The sequence below is a fragment of the Dysgonomonas sp. HDW5B genome (genome assembly GCF_011299335.1).
Classification (GTDB): Bacteria; Bacteroidota; Bacteroidia; order Bacteroidales; family Dysgonomonadaceae; genus Dysgonomonas_A.
On record NZ_CP049858.1, the window covers coordinates 1,327,019 to 1,342,880 of the forward strand.

The window sequence follows — 15,862 nt, forward strand, 5'->3', positions numbered from 1 at the left end:
TTTTCCTTAATAATCTCCCTCCTATTATTGAACTGAAAATTTCTTCTTTTCAGAAAGAATCTTGTTTTTAAGGTTGGTGGGTTAACAAATACAAATCTATTACTGATCTAGTTGCATTGTATCGCATAGTAGATCGTATAAGTAGATGAAAAACAAATACACACTACCTCAATCGCCTATAAAATAAGCGATTGAGGCAGTGTTAAAATTCAAACAGAGTAGATTAAGTTTGAGGTATAAGTATACAATTATTTGTCATTATTTACCTATTTGCTGAATAGCAACAGCAAATTCGTCTTTAGAAACGATTAATTTATTATGCACTTTGAGTCGATAATTATATACGGTCTGAGGTGAATAATGCAAGAAACTCGCAATCTTACTGCTATCGGTTATACCGAGACGTACTAATGCAAAGACGCGAAGTTCGGGCGTGAGAATATCGCCGGTCTTAGGAACAATTTTTTCATTTTCAATCAGAAGGGCATTGAATTCTTCTACAAAATTGGGGTATATGTTTAAGAATATTGCATCGAAATTACGAAAGAATTCTTTTAGCTCGTCAGAAACCAGAGAGGTTGAACTGGTTATTTTAGCTGCCTCTGCTATTTGTCCCGATTTTAACTTTCGGTTTATATCTATTCTATAGGCCTCCATTTTGTCGATATAAGTTGAACAGAGATTAAAAACAGAGCCAATATATTCTTCTTTTACCAAATTAGATTCGGAGAGCTTTTTATTTAAATCGTTCAGATCTCCGTTCATCCGCTTTACATCCTCATACATTGTATTGATTGCTTTTCGAGCCAGAGAAAGCTTTTTCAGTTGTTTATATATGCATATTACACTGATTACTAAAACAACAGCAAGAATTGATATCAAGAATAAATACTTCTCCAGTTTTTCTTTCTCCTGCTTCACTTTCTGGTCGTAAGCTGCAACAATAATGGGTAAGGTTTGCGAAATCTCAAGTGTTCGGAAACGGGCTCTACAGAAAATAGCATCTTCCATCGAGCATTTAATATACGTATATGCTCTATCAAGATCACCTTCTTTGTACAATAATATGGCTAGTTTGCGTAAAGCGATATAACCTTTCACCGCTTTTTGCTGATCTGCAATTGCTGATATTATCAGGTACTTTTTCTCTTGTTCATGATCTCCCATTTTCCGGTATACCTCCGATAATCCGTATGCTATAGTTCCAACCAGCGACTGATCATTGCCATATTTGGCATAACATTCAAGCATAAGAGCAAGTGCCTCTTCGTATTTTCCTTTTTCGACAAGCTTTCCGTTCATTACAAGTTGATATCCCAGCGAGGCCGGGTCATTAACCGACAATAAGGAATCTTTATATTGGCTTAGCCTACTTTCGTATTGCTTCTGCTCTTTCTGAGCAAAAGAGTTTTCAGACATTAGCGTATATATGGAATGATAGAGATGAAAATAATATGCTTTTTGCTTTTCATCCAACTTATGACCATCTACCTGATCTATAATATCCAAAGATTCTTTGTACATACCCATTACACCGAGAATCTCCGCTATATTCATATTGGCCGTATTGATATAGTCTTCGCGGTGGAGCTTCTCCGCAATATCAAGCCTTTCATTAGCTATCCATAGTGCTGAGTCCATATTATAATTGCGATACTCGCGAAGTAGTTTGTGATAAAAATTAAAACGTTGATCAAGGTCTGCTATTTTATTCAACTCCAGCTTTAAACTATCTATCCGAAACTCTCTTTTTTGTTCATAAAAAGGACGTTGCTTTATCGTAACATCCAATACTTTCAACAAAGAGTCTATTTCGTTTGCAGCAAATACCGATATATTCAAAAAGAGAAAAAATAAAAGCAGGATCTTCTTTTTCATCTATAGTAGTTTAAAGTGTTTGACCTATTTATAGCCTTTTCAATTATAATAACTTTTCATATAACTTAAACCACTTCAGATGGTCATAATTCAGTCCCAGATCAACAGTTCCGATATATTTATATCCCAGTTTCTCATACAAAGCTATAGCGGGTATATTATGTACGGAAACATCGAGTCGTATTGACTTTATTTTCTGTTCAACAGCATATTCCTGAGCAAACTGCATTAATTCACAGGCAACTTGTCTCTGCATAAACTTCGGATTAACAACCAGTGTATGTATTACAATAATATCTTTATAATCGTCCTTTATCCCCCAAACAACTTCATCATATGCCCTTTCGGGCTCATGATTTAAGATAACGCTTCCGGCAATAACCCCATCCACTCTCAGCACAAATAGATTCTCAGCCTTAATTCCCGCAACAGCAGTTTCTCTGACCGGATAGATACCCTTAATCCAACCCGGATAATTGATGCCTGCTTCCAAATAATCATTCAGATCATCATAGAGAACTTCCAGCTCATCAATATCATATATAGTTCCTTTTTCAATAAACATTGGGCAAATTTCAATAAAGAAAAACAAATATACTCTATGTATACAAGAAACTTCGTTCTGTCTACAAAAAATAGCCCTCTGTATATTCTAAAAATATTGCTCTTAATCAAATACTACTTTCGTATCATAATCATAAAAAATAAAAATAAAATGAATAAGACAGAAGTAACTCTAAGGGTTTCAGAGAAATCAGGAATTAAACAAGATGATGCCAGAAAAGTACTGGATGCTTTCGAAGAAGTCTTAAGCGACAGATTATTCTACTGTATAAGCAAAGCATTCTATAAAACATATAGTATGACAAATTGCACCAAAAACAAAAATAGCAAATAAAAACCTTAAAATTATAAATAGTATGTATTGCAAAACAACACTAATCGTTATATGGTTACTATTAACCTCAACGGGTATATCAGCACAAAAAGCGACAAATCAATTGACGCAAACCATCCGGGGAATAGTTATCGACAGAAACTCATCTGCTCCTTTATCTTATGTTTCTATCGGGCTTCTCGATATGCCTGAGATTGGAGCAACTACGGATGACAACGGGATATTTGTGCTAAAAAATGTGCCTCTAGGCAGACATAATCTTCAGGCAACATCAGTGGGATACGAAGCGAATATTTTTAAAGAAATACTGGTAACTTCAGCTAAAGAAGTGTATTTAGAAATACCATTGATTGAAAATACAAATGAACTCGGAGAGGTGGTAGTTATCGCACAAACAAATAAGAATGCACCGCTTAACAATATGGCTACAACCGGTGCCCGTATGCTTAGTGTAGAGGAAGCCAGCCGATTTGCAGGGGGTATGGATGATCCGGCTCGTTTAGTGAGTTCTTTTGCCGGAGTGGTTTCAAGTGTTTCTAACAATGGTATATCGATACATGGTAATGCTCCACATTTATTGCAATGGAAGCTCGAAGATGTAGAAATTCCCAATCCAAATCACTTTGCTGATATCTCGACATTGGGCGGGGGAATATTATCTTCATTAAGCAGTAATGTATTGGGAAACTCTGATTTCTTCACAGGGGCTTTTCCCGCCGAATATGGTAATGCGGTATCGGGTGTATTCGACATGAAATTGCGAAACGGTAATAACCAAAAAAGAGAAAATACATTTCAGGTTGGAATATTAGGTATAGATGCAGCTTCGGAAGGTCCTATAAGCAAAAAACATAATTCGTCTTATATATTCAACTACCGTTATTCGACAACCAGCTTATTAAATTTGGGTGGTAATTTAGATTATCAGGACTTGAATTTCAAAGTGAATTTTCCAACAAAAAAAGCAGGTACATTTGCTGTTTGGGGAACTGGTCTGATAGATAAATTCTCAACTGATTTCGAGAAAAACCCCGATAAATGGGAGTTTATTGATGACAATAAAGATTCGAGAGCTAAACAATATATGATGGCTGCCGGTGTAACCCACCGTTATCTATTCAGCAATAATGCTTTGCTAAAGACTACATTGGCAACAACCTATTCTAGTAACGATGCTGATGAAGATGTGTATGATACTAAAGGGAATTCGACTCCGTTTTTAAATTTGAAGAATCAATATACCAACCTTATATTTTCAACTTCTTTCAATCGTAAATTCAGTTCTAAACATACTAGTAAAACAGGTTTTACATTCACCAGAATGCATTATAATATGGATCTTGCTATGGCTCCCTATGTAGGAAAACCGCTCGAAACAATTTCTCAGGGTGATGGTAATACCAATCTGATATCGGGATATACAAGTTCTTCAATAAGCGTTAGTGATAAGGTTACTTTAAATCTGGGTGTAAACGGTCAACTGCTTACTTTGAATAATCACTTTACGATAGAACCTCGCGTAGGAGTAAAATGGCAAAGCAGCAGTAAAACCTCACTTGCATTAGCATATGGTCTTCATAGCCGGATGGAAAAGATGGACGTATTTTATGTAAAAACTGCCGGATCGAATAATAAACCGGTAAATAAGGATCTTGATTTTACAAAAGCTCATCACATTATGCTTACCTACAATTATGCCATATCAGACAATGTGAACCTGAGGATTGAACCCTATTTTCAATATCTATACGATGTTCCTGTAATAGCAGACAGCTCTTTCTCGGTACTTAACCGTAACACGTTTTATGTAGAGGATGCTCTTGTAAATAAAGGAAAAGGACGCAATTATGGTGTTGACATCACTTTGGAGAGGTATCTGGATAAAGGACTGTATTATATGGTAACGGGATCGATATTCGACTCTAAATATCAGGGAGGAGATGGCGTTTGGCACAACACTAAATTTAACCGTAACTTTGCGTTTAATGTACTTATAGGTAAGGAGTGGACTATGGGACGTAATCGGCAAAACACGCTGGGAGCCAATCTAAAATTCACCATACAAGGAGGCGAACGATATTCACCGGTTGATGTTGAAGCAACATTAAATCATCCTGATAAAGAAACTCAATACAATGAGAACAAGGCTTATTCTCAACAATTTTCGCCTATGTTCGTAACCAACGCGACTGTTAGCTTTAGAATGAATAAGAAAAAGGTATCGCATGAGTTCGCTGTCAAATCTCTCAATACAACAGGATTTAAGGAGTATTACGGACATCAATATAATATAAGATCGGGAGAGATTGAGCCTTACCGACAAGCAACGTCAATACCTAACATCAGTTATAAGTTGGAATTCTAAGTGCGAATAAAAATAAAAGATTAATTTCGAAGATAAAAATCAACTCTATATGCAAGAATCAATAAAAACAACGTTTCTATACCGATTTCTCACCAGTTCTAAATATAGGATAATGAGGCATATATTGTTGATATTCTTCGTTTTGCTTATTATATCTTTTAATCAGACATATATTACTTATCAGCCAAATCTAGAAATATTAGGCTCTAAAATATATGTATTAGCTCTAATTACTACTGTTGTATATATCATCATCATCTACTTAAATCTTTATGTACTTGTACCCCGATTGCTTTTACAAAAAAGATATCTTGCATACGGCAGTATATTATCGGGATTGGTCTTACTACTTGTTATAGCACTCAATGTTCAGGAGTATACAGCATATACAATATTAGGTATACCTCATGTACGTAGTACGTATTTCAATTATGTAACATTACTTGATGGTATATCCAACTTCACCATCAACATGTTATGTATTGCAGGAGGTTCGATGATTATTTTATTGAAGTATTGGATGGAGAATGAACTGAAAGTAAATCAACTCCAAAATGAACAGATACAATCGGAAGTCGAACAGTTAAAAGACCAGATAAACCCTCAATTCCTGTTCAACATATTAAACAGAGCGAGTGAATTAGCCAAAACAGATCAGCAGTTAGCATCAAATATGCTTTTACAACTAAGCCACTTATTAAGGTATCAACTGTACGATTGTAGCAGGGATAAAGTTTTACTGAATTCCGAAATCAATTTCCTGACCAATTTCCTAGCTTTAGAGAGGTTGTATTTCGACAGACTAGATTATTCTATATCTACCGAAGGTGATGTACATCGAATATTTGTTTCACCTCTGCTGTTTACTCCTTTTGTCCAGAATGCAATAAATGAGTTACAAATACAGGATAAAGAGCCTTTTATAAACCTACACTTTAAAGCGGATGGCGATACTGTTATTTTCACATGTAACCTCAACAATAGGGAAATCGGGATAGAAGATTCTGAACTTTCGGGTATTAAACAACGGCTCAACCTACTCTACAAAAGCAATTATAAGCTTTCAATTTCGAATGGAACTATAATATTAGAATTAAATACTCAGAAATAATGATAAAAAAGATAGAGGATAATCTCAATAATTTTCTATTAAAGCCACAGTTCAGAATATACAGGCATCTGTTGTTATTACTAGTATCGATATCTATTGCCATGAATGTACTGTGGGATGTACCTGATAAAATCATTTTAACCGACAACCGTATCTTTATAGCTGTTGCATATCTTGCAACTACTCTGGTAATGATATACTTCAACATCTATATACTGGTACCCAAGCTTTTAATTAAAAATAAATTCACCCAATACGTTCTGTCGGCGATAGGATTAGTCACATTCTCACTAATAGCGATTGTATTGATGCAGGAATTTCTGTATGATGTGCCCGGTATTTCGAGGGAACATATTATCGAAAACCAAGTTAAGCCTAATGCACATCTGGCCGAAAATGATAAGTCGGGATCGATCGTTGCCGTTTTAATTGGCATCACCTCCTCCATATTCGGAACTGCACTTCTTATTGCGGGAGTATCTACGTTTATGCTCTTTAGGTATTGGACTATTAACAATAAGCGGATCAGCGATCTGCAATCGGCAACATTGCAATCGGAACTGAACTTTCTAAAGAGCCAGATAAATCCTCATTTTCTTTTCAATATGCTGAATAACGCCAATATTATGGTGGATGAAGACCCCGAAACAGCTTCTCAAATTCTGACAAAACTCGATGGAATGCTGCGTTATCAAATAAATGACAGCATGAGAGACAGAGTCGATCTGGAAGAAGACATATTATTTCTGACCAGTTTTCTGGATCTGGAAAAAACCCGTCGCGATCATTTCGAATATACTGTCCAGAACGATGGAGACTTGAGTAATATACAAGTACCACCATTATTGTTTATTCCTTTTCTTGAAAATGCAATTAAGCACAATCCTGATAATAACAATTTGTCTTATGTACATCTCTATTTTGAATCACGAAATAATCAATTGACATTTAGATGTGAAAACTCAAAGCCTGCAAATCCGACTGAGCGAAAAGTAGGAGGACTAGGTTTGGCAAATATAAAGAGGCGCTTAGATCTTTTATACGGGAATAATTATTCCTTAGAATTAAACGAAACAGAAACAACCTATACGGTCAATTTACAATTTAAGGTCTAAGACCTTTTTATTACTTTGACAAGGATAAAATAACAGAGACAGTAGCGACAGATACCGCATAACTATTTAACATTACTTATTATGAGATGTATTATTGTTGATGATGAGCCGATAGCTCGAAAGGGTATAAAGAAGATAGTAGATCAGATTTCGGAACTGGAATTACTCGGTAGTTTTAACAGTGCTGAAGCCGCCTCTATGTTTATGATGGGAAATTCGGTCGATTTGGTTTTTCTCGATATCCAGATGCCGGGTATAAACGGAATAGAATTTGCCCGAAACATACCCAAAAATACGCTGATTATTTTCACCACTGCTTATTCTGAATATGCTTTGGATAGTTATGAAGTTGAGGCTATTGATTATCTGGTAAAACCGATAGAAGCCGATCGACTGAAAAAAGCGGTAGACAAGGCTATCTCGTATCATTCGCTTTTACTATCGGAAGAAAACAAAAATGTCGGAAACGTTGAAGATGAATATATATTCGTAAAATCAGATCGCCGATATTTTAAAGTAAACCTAAAAGACATTCTTTTTATTGAAGGTTTGAAGGATTATGTTATCATCCAGTTGGCGGAACAGCGCATCATTACCCGAATGAATCTGAAAACAATGCATGAATTGCTTCCTAAAAACACATTTCTTCGGATAAACAGATCCTATATAGTAAATACCTCGCATATCGATTCGTTTGATAATAATGATATTTTCATTCAAAAGTATGAGATTGCAATAGGTAGTTTCTACAGAGATTTATTCTTTGAGGAGTTTGTATCTAAAAAAGGATAACATATTCAAGATACAAAACCCTCAACACTAATTGGGGGATTTTGTATCTTGTTATATTTGGAACCTATTCCCCATTTCTGATATTATTCAATTTTCTTGCTGTATATTGTATATCGGTGAACACTCCATTGAACGACTCTCCTTTAGGAGACTGAGACAGGAAACCTATTTTCAGATCATTATTAGGATTAAGGTAGAAATAACGAACCATATTCCAGTATCTTCCATCCAAAGAATAATGAAACGCATAAGCCCCATTACCAAGTCCGGCAATTCTTAAATATACTTCTTCTCTAGAAATTGTCTCGTGATTGCTATCGTCCGAAAACTGATTGGTTACTACCGAAACAACCATCGGCTTATATTGAGGAGAATATTCGAGACACAACTTTGCCCACTGATTGTTATTGCCATAAACCATAAGCACTGCGGCATCAAAAACCGACCTGAAGTTTCCCGAAACTTTACAACTAAAGAGAAATGTTTCATCGGGTTTGAATAAAGCCATCGGGGCACTATTAGCTTGTGATAATCTCTGAGGATCTATAAATAATCGAGAGCCTCTTCCAGCATTTATCGAAAGCGTGTTGCCCGATACATTCCAATTTAGAGGTGTATTAACCCAACTAATGTTTTTCGGAATAGAACTTAACTCTACTTTTTGGTGATTCGACTGTGAGAAACCGTACTGAATACAGAAACCAACAAACACACATAATATCAGTATCTTTTTCATTGTATATAATTTATTAAAGGTTATATATAAAACACACTAGGCTGCTAAACTGAAAGATATATAAGCAATTAAAGATATACTAAATTCAACTAAATATAACTTTATCCATACGAAAATATAATATTATTAGTTCTGAATCCTATCAAAACAGGTATAACCCTAAAGATCTATCAAACAAAAAACAATATAGATTGTTTCTTAATCATTATCGGTTTTGTTAGAGTACTTTGAGATAAAAGCTATATTTTTATAGTGTCTAATAACTCTACTTGAATCAAAAAAAATTGAAATGTATATAAGTTCTGTTTCTTTTCTCATTATCCTGATTCTTGGACTTGTTTCTGTAATAATATACTTATATATTCGGTTGAAAGATTCTGAAAAAAAGAAAAAAGAATTTGAAGGTCGCATTCAGGTTATGCGTAACGGTGCAGACAGCATACATCTGGATACAATAGAGACTGTACTTAATCCACATCTTTTCAAAAACATATTGAACTCGGTACAATCGCATGCTTATCAAACTTATTTTGCATTGGATAAGTTAGCGAATATACTTGATTACATTTTATATGAAAGTAAGAATAAATTTGTCACACCTAAAGAAGAGATTGAGTTTGCAAAAGACTTAATTGAAGTCAATAAAATAAAGCTAAGCCCTTTGTTTGAGCTGACAGTAAAGACTAAAATAGACGAAACCTCCTCTCTATATTCTCAAAAGATTTTAGCACCTTTAATATCCATTGACCTTATAGAGAATGCCTTTAAACATGCCGATCTTCAAAGTCCCGATGCCTATATATCTATTGTATTCGAGTTTAAAGACAATGTTTTCAGTCTTATTGTTTCGAATAAAATATCACCTAAAATGAGCCTTAAAAAAGAAAAAGGAGGAATCGGTGCAATCAGTTTCGAGCAACGTTTAAACATACTTTATAAAGGTTGTTTCGAATTGGAAAGGCTTATTGATGATGATGCATTTATTGCCCGTTTAAAAATTGATTTGAATGAATACAAAACTAAGATGTTTAATTCTTGACGACGAATTACCGGGTCTCACCTATCTGAAAATGTTATGTGAACAAATACCTGAGGTAGAAGTAATCAAGGCCTTTAATAATCCAAAACTATTTCTGGATGAAATTCATTCACTGGAATTTGACGCCTGCATACTCGATATCGAGATGGGAGAAATAAACGGACTCCAAATTGCCAATATACTCAACGATAAGGCGATTATTTTTGTAACAGCTTACAAAGAATATGCAGCAGAAGCTTTCGATCTGAATGCTGTTGACTATGTAAGGAAACCGATTCAGAGAGATAGGCTTAAACAGGCAATTGACAAAGCTATTCAAAGGGTAGAAAAAGATCATCAGAAGAAAAATTTCGTACAGTTTAATAGCGAGAAAGGAAAAGTATTGTTATTCTTCGATCAAATAAATTACATCACTATTGCAGATTCCGATAGCAGAGATAAAATAGTCTACTTAAATGACGGAAAGAATCTTATCCTTAAGAATATCTCATTCGAGAAGTTATTAAGTCTGCTGCCTAACGATATGTATTGCAGGATTAATAAAAAGGAAATAATCGCACTGAAGATTATTCAATATTTCTCTCACGATGAAATAATTTCGACCATTCTGCAAGCCGGAACTCCGGTTCGCTTCTTTCTAACAGACACCTACCGCACAGAGTTCATGAAGAAAATCAACCCATAAAATCTCACTATTTTGTGTTTCATTTCAATATTTTACCCACTCATTACATTTCTGCCTGATTTCGTTTCGTTGGATACTTTTCGATCTATTAATATTAATAATTTTACATCATAACGTCATCATACAGAAATTATCCGGAGCATGAAAAAATTTAAAAACTCACTCTTTTACATTCTCATCATAGGAGGCTTCTCTGCCCTTATGTATTGGATTTTATGTGTTGGAAAACACCTCGAAGACGGAAGAGGGATTATAGTTAACTCTTCTGAAAAAAATGCTTTACAAGAATTTGGCGACAGTCTTTTAGGTAACCTCAATCATTCTATCGGATTATTATTACTACAGATCATAACAATAATCATTGTAGCCCGTGCCTTTGGATGGGTATTCAAAAAAATGGGTCAACCGATGGTTATCGGTGAAATACTTGCAGGGATTGTACTCGGACCATCTTTATTAGGTTTATCCTTCCCCGATGTTTCAGCCTTTTTATTTCCTCCGCAGTCATTAGGTAATCTTCAAATATTAAGCCAAATAGGGTTAATCCTCTTTATGTTTGTCATTGGCATGGAGCTAAATTTGAAGGTACTCCGTAACAAGGCACACGAAGCAGTAGTTATAAGTCATGCAAGTATAATAGTTCCCTTTGCGGCCGGATTGGGCTTGGCTTATTTCATATATGCCAGCCATGCACCCGACCATGTGGAGTTCGCCTCTTTCGCCTTATTTATAGGTATTTCGATGAGCATAACCGCATTTCCTGTTTTGGCTCGTATTATTCAGGAAAGAGGAATCCATAAGACCAAATTGGGAGCAATAGTAATTACCTGTGCCGCTGCCGACGATATTACAGCCTGGTGTATATTAGCTGTTGTAATCGCTATCGTTAAAGCCGGATCTTTTGTCAGCTCATTGTATACAATCGCCTTAGCAATCGGATATGTAATCTTTATGATAAAGCTGGTACGTCCTTTCCTAAAAAGAATAGGCGAACTATCTCAAACAGAAAAACATTTAAGCAAAACTCTTGTAGCCTTGTTCTTTCTGGTATTGCTTATATCCTCTTTTATTACCGAAACCATAGGTATACATGCACTTTTCGGAGCATTTATGGCAGGAACCATTATGCCTGACAATATGCGTTTCAGAAATCTGTTTGTTGAAAAGATTGAAGATATTGCTTTAGTTTTATTCCTGCCGCTATTCTTCGTTATAAGTGGTCTGAGAACAGAAATCGGTTTATTGAACGATCCTTCACTTTGGAGAATTACGGGACTAATTATTTTAGTTGCTGTATCGGGTAAATTTATAGGAAGCGCATTAGCTGCCAAATTTGTAGGACAAAACTGGAAAGACAGCCTCACCATCGGTACTTTGATGAATACCCGTGGATTGATGGAACTCGTGGTCTTGAATATAGGTTATGATCTGGGAGTACTAAATGCCGAAATATTTGCCATGATGGTTATTATGGCACTGGTAACCACCTTTATGACAGGTCCTATATTGAATCTTATAAATAGACTATTCAAAAAAGACGAAGAAGCTGTCAACGAAAAGATGTATGATTTAGCACGTTACAAACTTCTGCTCTTTTTCCGTAATCCCAAAAAAGGAACAGCACTGGTTCGGTTGGCTAATGCTTTATCTAAAAAGGTAGATGATAATACTTCGATCACAGCAATACACCTGACCGTTCCGACAGGATTACATCATATTGATGCCGATATTTATGAAAAAGAGAACTTTGCTCCTGTCATTGCTGAGGCTCACTCATTAAATCGGAAAATAATATCTCTATTCAAAATTTCAAACGATATAGGAGCGGATGTGACGGATGTTGCCAACAGAGGAGAATACGACCTCTTACTTATGAACCTCGAAGAATCGATATTCGATGGAAGCGTTTTAGGAAGAGTTCTTGGTTTCACTACTCAAATTATTAATCCTGAAAAATTGATTAATACAATGACCGGGAAAGAGAAGTTGATCGAGAATTCACTCATCGATAACAATACTCGAGTGATATTAGCCAAAGCAAAAATTCCCGTAGGTATTCTAATTGATAAAGACCTTCAAAAATTTGAGAATATCTTTATACCTCTATTCTCCGAGAACGATGAATTTTTAATTTTCTATGCTCAGAAACTAATACATAATATTGGTTCGCAAGTATCGGTATTGGATCAGGCTGATAAAGCGAAGAACCAGATCATCAAAGAAAAAATCAGACTGATAGAGCATAATGCTCCCAATCATATCAGATCGATAAGCAAGGAATATATAAATGAAGAATTCCTTCATCAACAGGATTTAATTATTATCAGTCTCGAAAACTTCGATAAGTTATTTCAATTGCAAAAAGACTGGCTAGAAAAAGTGCCTTCTGTACTTATCTGCACACCGGATAAGATCTCATAAATCAGCTCCAATATATTTGTACCCATTCCGAAAATAATCTTCGGAGTGGGTATTTTCTTTAGATAAACGGACTTTTATATGCCTATATTCAATAATACATCTTATTTTTGCATATAGAAATTCACAAAGCTCATCATGCAAAAACCCAAGGCATATTGGTATCATATAATCACCATCTTAACGGTCGTTATATGGGGTACTACCTTTGTTTCGACCAAAGTACTCATTGGCTACGGGCTGTCTCCTATCGAAATTTTATTTTATCGTTTCCTGTTGGCTTATGTATGTATTTGGTTTGTATGCCCACGTAAACTTCTGGCTAAAAACGTCAAGGACGAACTTTTATTTGTAGGGACAGGATTATGCGCCGGCTCTTTGTATTTCGTACTCGAAAACACAGCACTAAAGATTACCCTTGCATCGAATGTATCTCTGATCATTTGTACAGCACCTATATTCACTGCATTTTTATCGCATTTTATTTATCGAAAGGAGCATATAAAATCGCATCTCATCTTTGGCTCCATAATAGCACTATTAGGTGTTGCTTTGGTTGTTTTCAACGGAAGCTTTATTTTACAGATTAACCCGCTAGGTGATATCCTAACCATATTGGCTGCCTTATCGTGGGCATTTTATGGTATAATACTTAAAAAACTCAACGGACATTATTCAACACTGTTTATCACCCGCAAGGTATTTTTCTATGGGATAATTACGTTGGTGCCATTTATGTTATTGAGTTCCGATGTTTTTCATACCGATTTATTAACCGATCCTGTAACAATAGTCAATTTATTATTTCTGGGGGTAGTCGCATCTCTGCTATGCTACATCATGTGGAATAGTGCGGTTAAAGAATTAGGCGTTATACAGACATCAAACTATATCTATTTTGTGCCTCTGGTCACATTATTAACTTCTGCAATCGTTATTAACGAACAGATAACCACTATTGCACTTATTGGCTCTGCATTTATACTCTTTGGAGTATATATTGCCGAAAAAGGATTCAACTTTAGAAGAAAGACTGCATAAACCATTTTCTTTTTTATATTCTTTTTAATCTGACTGTTCCTCAGACAGAACACCCCATATAATCCCCTAACAAACAATAAAATAACCTAATTCATCCTAATCATTAAAGTATATATATACCGTTAATTATGCCCTAAAACATAAAATAAATACTTTCTATGATTCATTTATTAAATTTATTTTTACGTAATTTGCAATGTCGGGATATCAAAATACACATTTTATGATAATCGAACATTGTAAAATTACACAAACTAGATTTAAACAAAGAGACCTAAACTGTACTATTATATGGAAAAAGAAAGTTATATATCTGAAATACGATCAAAAGTTGGCGTAAATGTCAACCGATGCTATCAATGCGGCAAATGCTCTGCAGGTTGTGCTTTGGCTGATGACATGGATTATCCACCCAGTTTAGTAATGAGAATGCTGCAAACAAACGATGTCGCCAATTATAACAGTTTGCTTAAATCCGAAACTATATGGCTTTGTGTATCTTGTCAAAATTGTCTGACTCGCTGCCCTATGGAAATAGATATTCCTCAGCTGATGGATTATATGAGAGAAAAATCTATTGAAAATAAATCCATAAATAAAAAATCAAGCCAAATAGTTTCTTTCCATAAAGCATTTCTTGACTCGGTAAAATTTACCGGACGATTATATGAAATAGGTCTTGTTGCCGGCTATAAGGCTCGCACCATGAATCTATTACAGGATGTAAACATCGCTCCTAAAATGTTTTCGAAAGGAAAACTTCCTATCCTACCCGAAATGGTAGAAGACAAAAAACAGATGGCGTCTATTTTTTCTAAAACGAAGAAATAACAGGCCTCAGACCGTCAAAAGGTCAGTGATTAACTAAAAACGCCTGCTTTCAGTGATTCGTAAGCCAGGCTTGATCAACTAAAAACTATGGAAATAGGATTCTACCCGGGATGCTCTCTGAAAGGGACTTCTTCAGAGTACGCCCAATCGACATTAGCTCTGGCTAAGGCTTTCGATATCAACCTAAAGGAGATTACCGACTGGAATTGTTGTGGAGCAACCGCTGCCCACAATCTAAATCACGAATTAGCAATGGCACTTCCGGCACGGGTACTTGCTCTGGCTGAAAAAGACGGTATGACCGAAATAGTTGTGCCTTGTGCGGCTTGCTATAACCGACTGACAGTTACTCAACATGAACTGAATCAAGACGAAGAATTAAAAGATAAAGTTTCCGGGATTTTGCAAATGCCTCTTTCGGGAAATCTTCAAATCCTCAATGTAATGCAATTTATTGACAAATATATTGCCAATAAAATAGAAGAAAAGGTAGTTAAGCCATTCGATCATAAAGTGGTATGCTATTATGGTTGCCTGCTTGTCCGCCCTCAAAATATATTGAAATTCGACCGTTTGGAAGATCCACAATCAATGGATACACTGATGAGAAAGATTGGTGCAGATTCTATAGATTGGGGATATAAGACTGAATGTTGTGGTGCAGGATTTTCCGTTTCACGCACAGACATTGTAGCCAAACTCTCAGGTAAAATTGTAAAAGATGCTTCGGACAGAGGAGCAGAAGCGATAATTGTAGCATGCCCCATGTGCCAGTCTAATCTGGATATGCGTCGCCCTCAAATCAATAGTTATCTGCAAATGAATATCCAAACTCCGGTTATGTATATCACTCAGGCTATCGGATTAGCAGTAGGATTAACTAAAGAGGAAGTCGGACTTCAGAAACTATTTGTAGCACCAACGTTTGCATAAACGACCTAAACAGAAGAAAT

General features: G+C 35.6%; 14 protein-coding genes. 11 read left to right on the forward strand and 3 right to left on the reverse strand.

Annotation, left to right across the window (positions count from 1 at the left end; all coding sequences use genetic code 11):
• Positions 1-258: 258 nt before the first annotated feature.
• On the reverse strand, positions 259-1,878 hold the full coding sequence (locus G7051_RS05445; RefSeq protein WP_166198953.1) for a DUF6377 domain-containing protein: 1,620 nt from the start codon (positions 1,876-1,878) through the stop codon (positions 259-261).
• Between the two features lie 43 nt (positions 1,879-1,921).
• The gene (locus tag G7051_RS05450; protein ID WP_166112163.1) at positions 1,922-2,443 is read right to left on the reverse strand and encodes an N-acetyltransferase; all 522 of its coding nucleotides are present in this window, start codon (positions 2,441-2,443) and stop codon (positions 1,922-1,924) included.
• Between the two features lie 150 nt (positions 2,444-2,593).
• Here G7051_RS05450 and G7051_RS05455 point away from each other — a divergent pair, with 150 nt between their 5' ends.
• The 5 genes from G7051_RS05455 to G7051_RS05475 all read left to right on the forward strand — a co-directional run bounded on the left by G7051_RS05455 (position 2,594) and on the right by G7051_RS05475 (position 8,159).
• Entirely contained in the window at positions 2,594-2,776 is a 183-nt protein-coding gene (locus tag G7051_RS05455; protein WP_166112165.1) for a hypothetical protein, read from the forward strand.
• 22 nt (positions 2,777-2,798) lie between these two features.
• Positions 2,799-5,141: a TonB-dependent receptor gene (locus tag G7051_RS05460; protein ID WP_166198954.1), complete on the forward strand. Its 2,343-nt coding sequence runs from the start codon at positions 2,799-2,801 to the stop codon at positions 5,139-5,141.
• Positions 5,142-5,190: 49 nt separating this feature from the next.
• Positions 5,191-6,252, forward strand: coding sequence for a sensor histidine kinase (locus G7051_RS05465; RefSeq protein WP_166198955.1), 1,062 nt, complete (start codon positions 5,191-5,193; stop codon positions 6,250-6,252).
• Positions 6,252-7,367, forward strand: coding sequence for a sensor histidine kinase (locus G7051_RS05470; protein WP_166198956.1), 1,116 nt, complete (start codon positions 6,252-6,254; stop codon positions 7,365-7,367). Before G7051_RS05465 ends, G7051_RS05470 begins: the two co-directional genes overlap by 1 nt.
• Positions 7,368-7,448: 81 nt before the next feature.
• On the forward strand, positions 7,449-8,159 hold the full coding sequence (locus G7051_RS05475; protein WP_166198957.1) for a LytTR family DNA-binding domain-containing protein: 711 nt from the start codon (positions 7,449-7,451) through the stop codon (positions 8,157-8,159).
• 64 nt (positions 8,160-8,223) lie between these two features.
• Here the strand turns inward: G7051_RS05475 and G7051_RS05480 are convergent, their stop codons facing one another.
• Positions 8,224-8,895, reverse strand: a complete 672-nt coding sequence (locus tag G7051_RS05480) for a DUF1349 domain-containing protein (protein WP_166198958.1) — start codon at positions 8,893-8,895, stop codon at positions 8,224-8,226.
• 289 nt (positions 8,896-9,184) lie between these two features.
• Here G7051_RS05480 and G7051_RS05485 point away from each other — a divergent pair, with 289 nt between their 5' ends.
• From G7051_RS05485 to G7051_RS05510, 6 genes are all read left to right on the forward strand, one after another.
• The gene (locus G7051_RS05485; protein ID WP_166198959.1) at positions 9,185-9,934 is read left to right on the forward strand and encodes a histidine kinase; all 750 of its coding nucleotides are present in this window, start codon (positions 9,185-9,187) and stop codon (positions 9,932-9,934) included.
• Entirely contained in the window at positions 9,903-10,619 is a 717-nt protein-coding gene (locus G7051_RS05490; RefSeq protein ID WP_166198960.1) for a LytTR family DNA-binding domain-containing protein, read from the forward strand. Before G7051_RS05485 ends, G7051_RS05490 begins: the two co-directional genes overlap by 32 nt.
• Positions 10,620-10,760: 141 nt before the next feature.
• Positions 10,761-13,040 (forward strand): cation:proton antiporter, encoded by a 2,280-nt coding sequence (locus G7051_RS05495; protein WP_166198961.1) that lies wholly within the window; start codon positions 10,761-10,763, stop codon positions 13,038-13,040.
• Positions 13,041-13,175: 135 nt separating this feature from the next.
• Positions 13,176-14,078, forward strand: a complete 903-nt coding sequence (locus G7051_RS05500; RefSeq protein ID WP_166112190.1) for a DMT family transporter — start codon at positions 13,176-13,178, stop codon at positions 14,076-14,078.
• 291 nt (positions 14,079-14,369) lie between these two features.
• Positions 14,370-14,909: a 4Fe-4S dicluster domain-containing protein gene (locus G7051_RS05505; protein ID WP_166112193.1), complete on the forward strand. Its 540-nt coding sequence runs from the start codon at positions 14,370-14,372 to the stop codon at positions 14,907-14,909.
• 87 nt (positions 14,910-14,996) lie between these two features.
• A complete protein-coding gene (locus G7051_RS05510; protein ID WP_166198962.1) occupies positions 14,997-15,842 on the forward strand; it encodes a CoB--CoM heterodisulfide reductase iron-sulfur subunit B family protein in 846 nt (281 codons plus the stop codon).
• Positions 15,843-15,862: the final 20 nt, after the last annotated feature.

Excerpts from the sequence above, each read along its gene's own strand:
- G7051_RS05445 (WP_166198953.1), bottom strand. The coding sequence starts at position 1,878 with ATGAAAAAGAAGATCCTGCTTTTATTTTTTCTCTTTTTGAATATATCG.
- G7051_RS05450 (WP_166112163.1), bottom strand. The coding sequence starts at position 2,443 with ATGTTTATTGAAAAAGGAACTATATATGATATTGATGAGCTGGAAGTT.
- G7051_RS05455 (WP_166112165.1), top strand. The coding sequence starts at position 2,594 with ATGAATAAGACAGAAGTAACTCTAAGGGTTTCAGAGAAATCAGGAATT.
- G7051_RS05460 (WP_166198954.1), top strand. The coding sequence starts at position 2,799 with ATGTATTGCAAAACAACACTAATCGTTATATGGTTACTATTAACCTCA.
- G7051_RS05465 (WP_166198955.1), top strand. The coding sequence starts at position 5,191 with ATGCAAGAATCAATAAAAACAACGTTTCTATACCGATTTCTCACCAGT.
- G7051_RS05470 (WP_166198956.1), top strand. The coding sequence starts at position 6,252 with ATGATAAAAAAGATAGAGGATAATCTCAATAATTTTCTATTAAAGCCA.
- G7051_RS05475 (WP_166198957.1), top strand. The coding sequence starts at position 7,449 with ATGAGATGTATTATTGTTGATGATGAGCCGATAGCTCGAAAGGGTATA.
- G7051_RS05480 (WP_166198958.1), bottom strand. The coding sequence starts at position 8,895 with ATGAAAAAGATACTGATATTATGTGTGTTTGTTGGTTTCTGTATTCAG.
- G7051_RS05485 (WP_166198959.1), top strand. The coding sequence starts at position 9,185 with ATGTATATAAGTTCTGTTTCTTTTCTCATTATCCTGATTCTTGGACTT.
- G7051_RS05490 (WP_166198960.1), top strand. The coding sequence starts at position 9,903 with ATGAATACAAAACTAAGATGTTTAATTCTTGACGACGAATTACCGGGT.
- G7051_RS05495 (WP_166198961.1), top strand. The coding sequence starts at position 10,761 with ATGAAAAAATTTAAAAACTCACTCTTTTACATTCTCATCATAGGAGGC.
- G7051_RS05500 (WP_166112190.1), top strand. The coding sequence starts at position 13,176 with ATGCAAAAACCCAAGGCATATTGGTATCATATAATCACCATCTTAACG.
- G7051_RS05505 (WP_166112193.1), top strand. The coding sequence starts at position 14,370 with ATGGAAAAAGAAAGTTATATATCTGAAATACGATCAAAAGTTGGCGTA.
- G7051_RS05510 (WP_166198962.1), top strand. The coding sequence starts at position 14,997 with ATGGAAATAGGATTCTACCCGGGATGCTCTCTGAAAGGGACTTCTTCA.